Source organism: Streptomyces sp. NBC_00376 (assembly GCF_036077095.1).
Taxonomy (GTDB): domain Bacteria; phylum Actinomycetota; class Actinomycetes; order Streptomycetales; family Streptomycetaceae; genus Streptomyces.
This window is the reverse complement of sequence record NZ_CP107960.1, coordinates 1,807,354-1,820,544: the sequence shown is the minus strand read 5'-3', so window position 1 is coordinate 1,820,544 and position 13,191 is coordinate 1,807,354. Positions and strand designations below refer to the sequence as shown.

9 protein-coding genes are annotated in these 13,191 nt (G+C 70.2%); all 9 read left to right on the top strand.

Going from position 1 to position 13,191, the window contains the following annotated elements; genetic code table 11:
* Position 1 precedes the first annotated feature (1 nt).
* Positions 2-595 (top strand): (2Fe-2S)-binding protein, encoded by a 594-nt coding sequence (locus OG842_RS08175; RefSeq protein ID WP_266728872.1) that lies wholly within the window; start codon positions 2-4, stop codon positions 593-595.
* A gap of 2 nt (positions 596-597) precedes the next feature.
* Positions 598-2,982: a xanthine dehydrogenase family protein molybdopterin-binding subunit gene (locus OG842_RS08170; RefSeq protein WP_328512157.1), complete on the top strand. Its 2,385-nt coding sequence runs from the start codon at positions 598-600 to the stop codon at positions 2,980-2,982.
* Between the two features lie 355 nt (positions 2,983-3,337).
* Complete coding sequence (locus OG842_RS08165; RefSeq protein WP_328512156.1) at positions 3,338-4,789, top strand: NCS2 family permease; 1,452 nt, start codon at positions 3,338-3,340, stop codon at positions 4,787-4,789.
* A 93-nt stretch (positions 4,790-4,882) separates the two neighbouring features.
* Positions 4,883-6,034, top strand: coding sequence for an XdhC family protein (locus OG842_RS08160; RefSeq protein WP_266728866.1), 1,152 nt, complete (start codon positions 4,883-4,885; stop codon positions 6,032-6,034).
* Between the two features lie 104 nt (positions 6,035-6,138).
* Positions 6,139-9,897, top strand: coding sequence for a S8 family serine peptidase (locus tag OG842_RS08155; protein ID WP_328512155.1), 3,759 nt, complete (start codon positions 6,139-6,141; stop codon positions 9,895-9,897).
* Between the two features lie 244 nt (positions 9,898-10,141).
* On the top strand, positions 10,142-10,444 hold the full coding sequence (locus OG842_RS08150; protein WP_328512154.1) for an urease subunit gamma: 303 nt from the start codon (positions 10,142-10,144) through the stop codon (positions 10,442-10,444).
* On the top strand, positions 10,441-10,809 hold the full coding sequence (gene ureB, locus OG842_RS08145) for an urease subunit beta (RefSeq protein ID WP_266728861.1): 369 nt from the start codon (positions 10,441-10,443) through the stop codon (positions 10,807-10,809). The genes OG842_RS08150 and ureB overlap by 4 nt, the downstream gene beginning before the upstream one ends.
* 1 nt (position 10,810) lies before the next feature.
* Entirely contained in the window at positions 10,811-12,514 is a 1,704-nt protein-coding gene (locus OG842_RS08140) for an urease subunit alpha (RefSeq protein WP_266728859.1), read from the top strand.
* A complete protein-coding gene (locus tag OG842_RS08135; protein WP_328512153.1) occupies positions 12,514-13,179 on the top strand; it encodes an urease accessory protein UreF in 666 nt (221 codons plus the stop codon). Before OG842_RS08140 ends, OG842_RS08135 begins: the two co-directional genes overlap by 1 nt.
* The last annotated feature ends 12 nt before the right edge of the window (positions 13,180-13,191 follow it).

Genomic DNA, 13,191 nt, shown 5'->3' with positions numbered 1-13,191 from the left:
CATGCGCGTCAATTTCACGGTCAACGGACGCAGGCACGAGGCGGACGACGTCTGGGAGGGCGAATCCCTCCTCTACGTGCTGCGCGAACGGATGGGCCTGCCCGGCTCGAAGAACGCCTGCGAACAGGGCGAGTGCGGCTCCTGCACGGTCCGCCTCGACGGTGTCCCGGTCTGCTCCTGCCTGGTCGCGGCCGGGCAGGTGGAGGGCCGCGAGGTCGTCACGGTGGAGGGCCTCGCGGACTTCGCCGCCCACCGCTCCGAGCAGCACCCCGGCAGCGGTTGCGCCCCCGGCGCATGCGGCACGGCGCTCGACAAGGCCCGGCGGTGGAAGGCGGAGCCGTCCGGCGAGGAGAGCCGGGAAACCGGTCGACTCTCCCCGATCCAGCAGGCGTTCATCGACGCCGGAGCCGTCCAGTGCGGCTTCTGCACCCCCGGCCTGTTGGTCGCCGCCGACGAACTGCTGGAGCGCAACCCGGAACCGTCCGACGCGGACATCCGCGAGGCCCTCTCCGGCAACCTCTGCCGCTGCACCGGCTACGAGAAGATCCTCGACGCGGTCCGCCTCGCGGCCGCCCGCGCGGAAGAAACGGTCTGACGATGGGCGTAACCGGAAACCCCACCAGCATCAACCAGGGCACCCGCACCAGGGGCGGCATCGGCGAGTCCACGCTCCGCCCCGACGGCATCCTCAAGGTCACCGGAGAGTTCGCGTACTCCTCCGACATGTGGCACGAGGACATGCTCTGGGGCCACACGCTGCGCTCCACGGTCGCGCACGCCGAGATCGTCTCCATCGACACTTCGGAAGCGCTCGCCACGTCCGGCGTCTACGCCGTACTCACCTACGACGACCTGCCGACCTCGGTGAAGAACTACGGGCTCGAGATCCAGGACACCCCGGTCCTCGCCCACGGCAAGGTCCGTCACCACGGCGAACCGGTGGCGCTCGTCGCCGCCGATCACCCGGAGACGGCCCGCCGCGCCGCCGCGAAGATCAAGATCGACTACCGCGAGTTGCCCGTCATCACCGACGAGGCGTCCGCCACCGCCCCCGACGCGATCCTCGTCCACGAGGGTCGCGACGACCACCACGCCGGGCACGTCCCGCACCCGAACATCGTCCACCGCCAGCCCATCGTCCGCGGCGACGCGGACGCGGCGGCGGCCCGCGCCGATGTCATCGTGAGCGGGGAGTACGTCTTCGGCATGCAGGACCAGGCCTTCCTCGGCCCCGAGTCCGGTCTGGCCGTGCCCGCCGAGGACGGCGGCGTCGACCTGTACGTCGCCACCCAGTGGCTGCACTCCGACCTGCGCCAGATCGCCCCCGTCCTCGGCCTGCCCGAGGACAAGGTCCGCATGACACTCTCCGGTGTCGGCGGCGCCTTCGGCGGCCGCGAGGACCTGTCGATGCAGATCCACGCCTGCCTGCTCGCCCTGCGCACCGGCAAGCCGGTCAAGATCGTCTACAACCGGTTCGAGTCCTTCTTCGGGCATGTGCACCGTCACCCCGCCAAGCTCTGGTACGAGCACGGCGCCACCCGCGACGGCAAGCTGACCCATATGAAATGCCGCATCGTACTGGACGGCGGAGCTTACGCCTCCGCTTCTCCGGCCGTCGTCGGCAACGCCTCCTCGCTCAGCGTCGGCCCTTACGTCATCGACGACGTCGACATCGAGGCCATCGCGCTCTACACCAACAATCCGCCGTGCGGCGCCATGCGCGGCTTCGGCGCGGTCCAGGCATGCTTCGCCTACGAGGCCCAGATGGACAAGCTCGCCGCCGAACTCTCCATGGACCCAGTCGAGTTCAGGCAGCTCAACGCCATGGAGCAGGGCACTCTCCTGCCGACCGGACAGGTCGTCGACTCGCCCGCCCCGGTCGCCGAGCTGCTGCGCCGGGTCAAGGCCAGGCCGCTGCCGCCCGAGCGCCAGTGGGAGGTGGCCGGCGAGCAGGCCGATGTACGGGCCCTGCCCGGCGGACTGTCCAACACCACCCACGGCGAAGGCGTCGTACGCGGCATCGGCTACGCGGTCGGCCTCAAGAACGTCGGCTTCTCCGAGGGCTTCGACGACTACTCCACCGCCCGGGTGCGCATGGAGGTCATCGGCGGCGAACCTGTCGCGACCGTGCACACCGCGATGGCCGAGGTCGGGCAGGGCGGCGTGACCGTCCACGCCCAGATCGCCCGTACCGAACTCGGCGTCGCCCAGGTCACCATCCACCCGGCCGACACCCAGGTCGGCTCGGCCGGCTCCACCTCCGCCTCCCGGCAGACGTATGTCACCGGCGGCGCAGTGAAGCACTCCTGCGAGGCCGTCCGCGAGAAGGTCCTGGAGATGGGCCGCCGCAAGTTCGGTACGTACCATCCCGCCTGGGCCACCGCCGAACTGCTCCTGGAGAGCGGCAAGGTCGTCACCGACGGCGGCGAGGTGCTGGCCGATCTGGTCGACGTACTGGAGGACGAGGCGGTCGACATCGAGCTGGAGTGGCGTCACCGGCCCACCGAGGCGTTCGACCTCCGTACCGGTCAGGGCAACGGCCACGTCCAGTACTCCTTCGCCGCCCACCGCGCGGTCGTGGAGGTCGACACCGAACTCGGCCTGGTCAAGGTCATCGAACTGGCCTGCGCCCAGGACGTCGGCAAGGCCCTCAATCCGCTGTCCGTCGAAGGACAGATCCAGGGCGGTACCACCCAGGGCCTGGGCGTCGCCGTCATGGAGGAGATCATCGTCGACCCGAAGACCGCGAAGGTGCGCAACCCGTCCTTCACGGACTATCTGATCCCCACCATCCTCGACACCCCGACGATCCCGGTCGATGTCCTCGAACTCGCCGACGACCACGCCCCGTACGGGCTCCGTGGCATCGGTGAGGCCCCCACCCTCTCGTCGACCCCGGCCGTTCTCGCGGCGATCCGGAACGCGACGGGCCTGGAGCTCAACCGGACGCCGGTACGACCCGAGCACCTCACCGGCAACTGAGCCGCGGCTCCACGAGAACTCTCCGGGCGGTGCGTGCCTCCCAGGAACGTCACACTTGCGCCGCCCGCGCCGCCCGGAGAACCGCAGTACCGCAGCACCGCTGTGCTGTTGTACCGCAGCACCAGCAGTGCGGGTGACACCGCACATGTACCACGTCACACCGCTGTACCGCTGTAGCGGATCACACCGCTGTAGCACGTCACGGCGCTGTGCCACGTCACACGTCACATTCCACTCTGCATGAACAGTTCGTCTCGGGCCGTCCCCCGGGTCGTGCCGCCAGCGCAGTCATCCCAAATCCCGCATTTCGATTCTTCATCGCGGGTGCCCCTGTGAACCTTGGGAGTCAGGCATCATGACCCAGCAGTCAGTGGAGCCCAGGACCAGTGCGGAGGACGCGGGCTCAGGCTCGCGCGTCCCCGCCGGAAGATCCTGGCTCGACAGGTACTTCCACATTTCCGACCGTGGCTCCACCGTCGCACGCGAAGTGCGCGGCGGCATCACCACGTTCATGTCGATGTGTTACATCCTTCTGCTCAACCCGCTCCTGCTTTCCGGGCCGGACGCGGCGGAGCACCGGCTCAGCCACGCCGGGCTGATCACGGCGACCGCCCTGGCAGCCGCAGTGTCGACCCTGCTGATGGGATTCATCGGCAAGGTGCCCCTCGCCCTCGCCGCGGGACTCTCCGTCTCCGGCGTCCTCGCCACCCAGGTGGCACCCCACATGACCTGGCCGCAGGCCATGGGCATGTGCGTGATGTACGGCGCCGTGATCGTGCTGCTGGTCGTCACCGGGCTGCGCGAGATCATCATGAACGCGATACCGCTGGCCCTGAAACACGGCATCACCATCGGCATCGGCCTGTTCATCGCGCTGATCGGTCTGGTCAACGCCGGCTTCGTCGGCAAGGGCGCCCCCGTCACACTCGGCACCGACGGACAGCTCACCGGCTGGCCCGTACTGCTCTTCTGCGTCACCCTGCTGCTCATCTTCATGCTCCAGGCCCGCAATGTGCCCGGCGCGATCCTGATCGGCATCGTCGTCGGCACGGTCCTCGCCGTCATCGTCAACGCGGTCACCGACATCAGCCCCAAGGCATGGGGCGGCAGCGTACCCGAACTGCAGGGCAGCGCGGTCTCGATGCCCGACTTCGGGCTCTTCGGCCATGTCGAGTTCGGCGGCTGGGGCGAGATCGGCGCCATGACCGTGGGAATGATCGTCTTCACCCTGGTGCTGGCCGGCTTCTTCGACGCGATGGCGACCATCATCGGCGTCGGCACCGAGGCCGGACTCGCCGACAGCAAGGGCCGGATGCCGGGCCTGTCCAAGGCACTGTTCATCGACGGTGCGGGCGGCGCGATCGGTGGCGTCGCCGGGGCGTCCGGGCAGACCGTCTTCATCGAGTCGGCGACCGGCGTCGGCGAGGGTGCCCGCACCGGGCTGTCCTCCGTGGTCACCGGTCTGCTCTTCGCCGCCGGGCTGTTCTTCACCCCGCTCGCCCAGATCGTGCCGGGGCCGATCGCCGCCGCCGCACTGGTCGTCATCGGCGCGATGATGATGCAGAACGCCCGCCACGTCGACTGGAGCGACCGCGCCGTCGCCGTGCCGGTCTTCCTGACCGTGGCACTGATGCCGTTCACCTACTCCATCACCGCCGGTGTCGGCGCGGGAGTGATCTCCTTCGCCGCGATCAAGGCGGCGCAGGGCAAGTTCCGTGAGGTGGGCGCCTTCATGTGGGTACTGACTGCAGTATTCGTCGTGTACTTCGCGCTCAGCCCGATCGAGAGCTGGATCGGCGCCAAGTAGAACCGGAGCCGGTCCGCGCGGGGCCGGTCCGCACCGGGCCGGCCCCGCCGTCCCGTCCGCCCCTCCGCACACCCGTAGAAGGAGAGAACCGCCATGCTGGACATCGCCGAAGAGCTCAACCGGTGGGTCGGGCAGGGACGCGAATTCGCCGTGGCCACCGTCGTGGCGGTCGGCGGCAGCGCGCCCCGGCAGCCCGGAGCCGCGCTCGCCGTCGACCGCGACGGCACGGTGATCGGTTCGGTCTCCGGCGGGTGTGTGGAGGGCGCCGTCTACGAACTGTGCGAGCAGGCGCTGGACGACGGCGCCGCCGTGCGTGAGCGGTTCGGCTACAGCGACGAGGACGCCTTCGCGGTCGGACTGACCTGTGGCGGCGTCATCGAGATCCTGGTGACACCGGTCCGTGCGGACGACCCCGCACGGGCGGTGTTCACCGCCGCGCTCGCCGCCGCCGCACGGGGGACGGCGGCGGCGCTCGCCAGGATCACCGACGGGCCGGCGGAGCTCCTCGGCCGCCCCCTGCTGGTCCACCCCGACGGCTCGTACGAGGGCGCGCTCGGCGGACACCCGGAGCTGGACCGCACCGCCGCGGACGATGCCCGCGCCATGCTGGACGCGGGCCGCACCGGCTCCGTCACCATCGGCGCCGACGGCTCGCGCTGCGGGCAGCCGCTCACCCTGCTCGTCGAATCGAGCGTCCCGCCGCCCCGGATGATCGTCTTCGGGGCCATCGACTTCGCCTCGGCACTGGTCCGGGCGGGCAAGTTCCTCGGGTACCACGTGACATTGTGCGACGCCCGCCCGGTCTTCGCCACGAAGGCCCGCTTCCCCGAGGCCGACGAACTGGTCGTCGACTGGCCGCACCGCTATCTCGCGGCGACCGAGGTCGACGCCCGCACCGTCCTGTGCGTCCTCACGCATGACGCCAAGTTCGATGTCCCGCTGCTGGCAAGGGCGTTGAAGCTGCCGGTCGCCTATGTCGGGGCGATGGGCTCGCGCCGCACCCATCTCGAGCGCAACGACCGGCTGCGCGAGGTCGGTGTGACAGAGCTGGAACTGGCCAGGCTGCACTCGCCGATCGGCCTCGACCTCGGAGCCCGCACCCCCGAGGAGACCGCGCTGTCGATCGCCGCGGAGATCGTCGCCGACCGGCGCGGCGGCAGCGGTGTACCGCTCAAGGGCGCGCACACCCCGATCCATCGCGAGGCGGGCGAGCCGCCGACAGCCGTGATCACATCCGTGGCCTGAAGCGGTCCCCGGGCCGTGACCGCTGCGGGCGGAATGCCGCCACGGCGGCTTCACGCCAGGTGTGAACTCAACCGTAGCCACGGTTTTGCAGGTAGATCATCTGCATGACATTCACTCCCTCCTCCGCCTCCGGCCGGGCGAGACCCGCTCGTGCGGGACGCAGGGCCCTGCTCATAGCGACCTCGGTCGCCCTGGTGAGCGGCGCACTGCTTCCCGCGACGGGCTTTGCCTCCGCCGCCCCGGGCCGGCCCGGGCCCACCGACCACCAGGCCGCCGCTCCCGTCAAGGAGTACGACATCACCCTGCTCACGGGCGATGTCGTGCACTACACCGACGGGGCCGGCAAGCAGGACACCGTCACCGTGGACCGCCCCGACGGCGCGACCGGCGGGGTGCATGTCCAGCAGGCCGGCGACGACATCTACGTACTGCCCGACGAGGCCTCCTCGCTGCTCGCGGCCGGGAAGCTGGACCGCCGGCTGTTCAATGTGACCGCCCTCGCCAAGATGGGGTACGACGACCGGAGCTCGGGCGGCATCCCGCTGATCGCCACCTACCCGGCGGGCAAGAGCCGTTCGCTGCCCGCCGCCCCGCGTGGCGCCAAGAAGGTCCGCACCCTGGAGAGCATCCACGGCGCCGCGCTGAAGGCCGGCAAGGACACCGCCCGCACCTTCTGGAACGGCATCACCGGCGCCCCCGAGGCCCGTTCGCTGGACGCCGGCATCGCCAAGCTCTGGCTCGACGGCCGGGCGGAGGCGTCGCTCAAGGACTCCGTGCCCCAGGTCAACGCTCCGCAGGCCTGGGCCGAGGGATACGACGGCAAGGGTTCCAAGGTCGCCGTCCTGGACACCGGCATCGACGCCACGCACCCGGACGTCAAGGACCGCATCCTGGAGACCAAGAGCTTCGTACCGGGCGAGGAGGTCGTCGACCGGAACGGCCACGGCACGCACGTCGCCTCCACGATCGCGGGCTCCGGCGCCGCCTCCGAAGGCGTCAACAAGGGCGTCGCCCCGGGCGCGGACCTGATCATCGGCAAGGTGCTCAGCGACGAGGGCTCCGGTGCCGACTCCGGCATCATCGAGGCCATGGAGTGGGCGAAGGCCGAAGGCGCCGACGTCGTCTCGATGAGCCTCGGCTCCAGCATCCCGGACGACGGCTCCGACCCGATGTCGCAGGCGGTCGACGCCCTCTCCGCCGACGGCGGTCCGCTGTTCGTGATCGCCGCGGGCAACTCCTACGGCGAGGGCACCATCGGCTCGCCCGGGTCGGCTCAGAAGGCGCTCACCATCGCCGCCGTCGACAAGCAGGACAACCGCGCGTCCTTCTCCTCGATGGGCCCGCTGGTCAGGTCCTACGGCCTGAAGCCCGACCTCTCCGCACCGGGCGTGAACATCAACGCGGCCGCCTCGCAGGCGGTCCCCGGCATCGACGGCATGTACCAGTCGATGTCCGGTACGTCGATGGCGACCCCGCATGTCGCGGGCGCGGTCGCGATTCTGAAGCAGCGTCACCCCGACTGGTCCGGCCAGCGGATCAAGGACGCGCTGATGAGCTCGTCCAAGGAGCTCCCGGACTACACCCCGTACCAGCAAGGCACCGGCCGGCTCGACGTGAAGGCGGCGGTCGACACCACGATCGAGGCCACCGGCTCCGTCGCGGTCGCCTCGTACGACTGGCCGCACTCGCCGTCCGACCCGGTCGCCGAGCGGACCATCACCTACCGCAACACGGGGGCGAAGGACGTCACGCTCGACCTGGCCACGGACACGGACGCCGACGCCTACACTCTCTCGACGAAGCAGCTGACCGTCCCGGCCGGCTCCACCGCCGAGGCCGTGCTCTCGCTGGACCCGTCGAAGGTCGCGAGCAACACCCAGTTCTCCGGCCAGGTCGTCGCCAAGGACGCGGCGGGCACCACCGTCGCCCACACCGGCTTCGCCCTGAACAAGGAGCAGGAGCTGTACGACCTGACGCTGAAGCTCCGCGACCGTGCGGGCAAGCCGATGGACGGCCTGGTCGTCCTCGGTGCGCTCGGCGACCCGAACCTGGGCGTCGTCCAGGTGTCGGGCGAGAACACGCTCCGGCTCCCGCCGGGGAACTACACCGCGTGGGCGGCCGCCGACGTCGCCGGTGACCGCGCGGACTCCAAGGCCGTCGCCTTCCTCGCGGCGCCCGAGATCATCCTGGACAAGGCCTCCACGGTCACCCTCGACACCTCCAAGGCCCGCAAGGTCAGTGCGCGGACACCGAAGGAGACCGAGACCCGGCAGCTGCGATATGACATGGCACGTACCGCACCGGACGGCACCGTCCTGCGCGACGCGTACCAGATCCCGTTGACGTACGACGAGCTGTGGGCGAGCCCCACCAAGAAGGTCACCCAGGGCAGCTTCTCGTTCCTGACCCGCTGGCGGCAGGGCGAGAAGCTGATCGATCTGACCGCCGGCGGCCGTGATGTCCCGGTGACCGCGCAGGGCGGTGCACCGGTCGCGGAGAGCGGCACGCAGAAGCTCACCGCCGTCTTCGCGGGCAACGGCGCCGCGGCCGACTACAAGGGCCTGGACGTCAAGGGCAAGGCGGTCGTCATCCGCCGCAGCGACGCGGTCGCTCCCGAGGACCGGGCCGCCAACGCGGTGGCCGCGGGCGCCGAGGCGCTCTTCGTCGTCAACGACGGCGACGGCGTCGCGATGGAGTCGTACGCCCCCTACGGAACCAAGACCGCCGTCCCGGTCGCCTCGGTCCAGCGCCTCGCGGGCGAGAAGCTGATCGACGTGGCCCGGCAGGGCTCGAAGGTGACGGTCACGCAGCGGAAGTTCGCCCGCTACGTGTACGACCTGGTCGACCGCCACGACGGCGTCGTCCCGGACCGCTCGCTGGAGTACGCGCCGTCGGCCCGTCAGCTGGCGAAGGTGGAGAACACCTTCTACGGCCACAAGGACGTGCTCGGCGGCGGCTACCGCTACGACATCCCGGACTACGGCCCGGGCATCGGCTTCGAGGAGTACGAGAAGTTCCCCGGTACCCGCGAGGAGTGGGTCACCCCGCTTCCGGGCGCCTCCTTCTGGTACGAGAACCACTCGGTCCTCAACGCCGACGAGAGCGGTACCGCGCAGGAGATGCGCAGCGGCGATCTCGACTACACAGCGGGCCGCACCTACCCGGCCGAATGGTTCGCGCCGGTCACCCGCCCGCGTCTGGGCACCGGCTACTGGGGTCCGTTCCGGTCCGTCTACAACGACATCCAGTTCAACTTCACCCCGTGGACGGACTCCGGCGCGGGCCACTCGGGCGCCATGCCGGACGACGAGTACGACACCACCACCACGGCCTTCTACCAGGGCGACAAGCTGATCAAGAAGGTCGCGGGCCGGGCGGGCTTCGCCTGGGACGTCTCGCCGGAGAAGCTGCCGTACCGCTTCGTGCTCGACTCCGCCCGGGACGGCGACGTGTGGCGGACGTCCACCCGCACTCACACCGAGTGGAACTTCGTCTCGGGTGCCATGGACGAGAACGGCCCGTTCCAGGCCGACATCCCGATGCTCCAGCTGGACTACCGGGTGAACACCGACCTCGCCGGTGACGTCAAGGCCGGTCAGTGGACCGAGGTCGGGCTCTCCTCCGGTACGCAGGAGTGGCTGGACGGGGCGGTCAAGGCCACCGGGGCCTCGCTGTCGGTCAGCTACGACGACGGGGAGAGCTGGGAGGCGGTGCAGCTCCGCAAGGACGCGGCCGGCTCCTGGAGCGCCCGGTTCAAGACCCCGAAGAAGGCCGGCTCGTTCGTCTCGCTCAAGGCGCACGCCGAGGCGGCCGACGGGCTGGGCATCGACCAGGAGATCATCCGGGCCTTCGGTCTGAAGTGACCTGCTGAGCTTTGCTCTTGAGGCGGCCGTACACCCCCTGCCGGGGGTGTACGGCCGCCTCACTTTACTGTTTCTTGATGGATAAAATTTGTCTACTTTGCCCGTATATGGTGGTCGATAAGGGCAGAAAGGGACTTATCGCGGAGCGCTGCAAGTTGCCACGGCGTGGTCGGGAGGCTTATAAGAGGAACGTGGCAAAGGTGATTCCGGGAATTCCGGGGGCTGCCGCCACGGAGGTTTTCCCATGTTTCTCACTCCGTCCGACACGGAGAAATTGCTGCTGAGCGTCGCCGGAATGGTCGCTCGTGACAGGCGGGACCGCGGCGTTCGGCTCAACTACCCCGAGGCCGTCGCGCTGCTCTCCTGCTGGGCCATGGAACGCGCCCGCGAGGGTGCCCGTGTCAGCGACCTGATGGCCGAGGGGCGGAGCGTCCTCACCCGCGCTGACGTGCTGGAAGGTGTTCCCGAGATGCTGCATGACGTCCAGGTCGAGGCGACCTTCCCGGACGGGCGCAAGCTCGTCACGATCACCTCGCCGATCCCGTGATCCCGGGCGAGATCCGGACCGGGGCCGGCGAACTGAAAATCAATGACACCCGTACGCAATTGCATGTGACTGTGGTGAATGACGGCGACCGCCCCATTCAAATCGGCTCGCATCTGCATTTCCCCGACGCGAATCCGGCGCTTTCTTTCGACCGGTCCCTGACCGAAGGATTCCGGCTCGATATTCCTTCCGGTACTTCTCTGCGTTTCGAGCCCGGAGTCGGCGCCGAGGTCACCCTCGTCGAGCTGGGAGGCCGCCGGAAGGTGCCCGGCATCGTCGTACCGGGCACCCGGGCCGCGCGAACGGGCGACCCGGAGGCGGCGCGAACGGACGGCACCCGGGCCGCGCGAACGGATGGCATGTGACATGGCACGAATGACCCGTGACGCCTACGCGTCGCTCTACGGCCCCACCACCGGCGACCGCGTCCGCCTCGCCGACACCGACCTCTGGATCGAGGTCGAGGAGGACCGCTGCTTCGGCGGCGACGAGGCCGTGTTCGGCGGCGGCAAGTCCATCCGCGAATCCATGGCCCAGTCCACCGCCGCACGCGCCGACGGCGCCCTCGACCTCGTCATCACCAATGTCGTCGTCCTCGACCACTGGGGCATCGTCAAGACCGACGTCGGCGTCCGGGCCGGCCGCATCGTCGCGCTCGGCCGCTCCGGCAACCCCGACATCAGCGACGGCGTCCACCCCGACCTGGTCATCGGACCCGGCACTGACGTGGTCTCCGGCGAAGGCCGCATCCTCACCGCCGGGGCCATCGACACCCACGTCCACTTCCTCATGCCGGAGACCCTGCACGAGGCCCTCGCCACCGGCACCACCACCGTCATCGGCGGCGGCACCGGCGCCACCGAGGGCTCCAAGGCCACCACGGTCACCCCGGGCGCCTGGAACCTGGCGATGATGCACCGGTCCCTGGACCGGGTCCCGCTCAACATCATGCTGTTCGGCAAGGGCTCCACCGTCGGCGAGGAGGCGCTGCGCGAGGCGGCACTCGGCGGCGCGGGCGGCTACAAGGTCCACGAGGACTGGGGCGCCACCCCCGCCGCCATCGACGCGGCACTGAAGGCGGCCGACGCCTACGGCCTCCAGGTCGCCCTGCACGCCGACAGCCTCAACGAGGCCGGCTACGTCGAAGGCACCCTCGACGCCATCGCCGGACGCGGCATCCACGTCTTCCACGCCGAGGGCGCGGGCGGCGGCCACGCACCCGACATCATCACCGTCGCCTCCCACCCCAACATCCTCCCGGCGTCCACCAACCCCACACTCCCGCACACCGTCAACACCGTCGCCGAACACCTCGACATGCTGATGGTCTGCCACCACCTCAACCCGCGCGTACCCGAGGACCTCGCCTTCGCGGAGTCCCGCATCCGAGCCACCACCATCGCCGCCGAGGACGTCCTGCACGACATCGGCGCACTCTCCATCACCTCCTCGGACGCCCAGGCCATGGGCCGCATCGGTGAGGTCATCTGCCGCACCTGGCAGGTCGCGCACACCATGAAGCAGCGCTTCGGGGACCGCGGCAGCGAACTGCCCGCCGACAACGAACGCGCCCGCCGCTACGTCGCCAAGTACACGATCTGCCCGGCGGTCGCCCACGGCATCGACCATGTCGTCGGCTCCGTCGAACCGGGCAAGCTCGCCGACCTGGTGCTGTGGGACCCCGCCTTCTTCGGCATCCGCCCCGCCGCCGTCATCAAGGGCGGCATGGTGGTGTACGCGCCGCTCGGCGACGCCAACGCCGCGATCCCCACCACCCAGCCCGTCCTCATGCGCCCCACCGCCGCCGCCGAAGCCGCCCCGCACCTCTCGGTCAGCTTCGTCGCCCCCGCGGCCCTGGCCGACGGACTTGCCGAACGACTTGGCCTGGTACGGGAGTTGGTCGCCGTACGTCCCACCCGCCACCTCACCAAGGCGGACCTGCCGAACAACACGGCGCTCCCGGACATCGACGTCGACCCGGAGACCTTCGCCATCCGGATCGACGGAGAACTCGTGGAGCCCGCGCCCGCCACCGAACTGCCGCTGGCCCAGCGGTACTCCATGTTCTGATGGCCGGCCTGGCGCATCTGCTGCTCGGCGACGGACGGCTCCCGGTCGGCGCGTACACCTACAGCGCGGGACTCGAACCGGCCGTCGCGGCAGGCCTCACCCGGGACCGGATCCCCGCCCTGCTGCGGGCCCGGCTGCACACCGCGGCCGTCACCGAGGCAGCCGCCGCCGTACTCGCCCTGCGGGCCGCCGGGCAGGACCCGGTGGACTACGGCCCCGTACAACAGGCGCTCACCGCCCGGACCCCGGCCGCACCCCTGCGCGAGGCATCGGCGACGCTCGGCCGCGGCGTGCAGCGCCTGGCGCGCAGGCTGGCCCCCGGCCACCCGGCGGTCACCGCCCTGACCGGGATCCGCCCCCGCCCGCTGCGGCCGGTGGCCCTCGGCGCACTCGGGGCCGTCATGGAGGTGTCGCCACAGGAGCTGGCGCGGGGCGTCGTCTACGACGAACTCCAGACCATCACCTCGGCGGCGCTCAAGCTGCTGCCCGGCGACCCGCTGGACTCGGTCGCCTGGATCCTCGACGCCGAGCCGCACGCGGCGGCCGCGGTGGCCGAGGCCCTCGCGGTACGGACCCCGGCCGGACTGCCCGCCCGTACGCCCCCGCTCACCGAACAGTGGGCGCTCGAACACGCACAACGAGAACGGAGACTCTTCCTTGCCTGACCAGCACCCTGA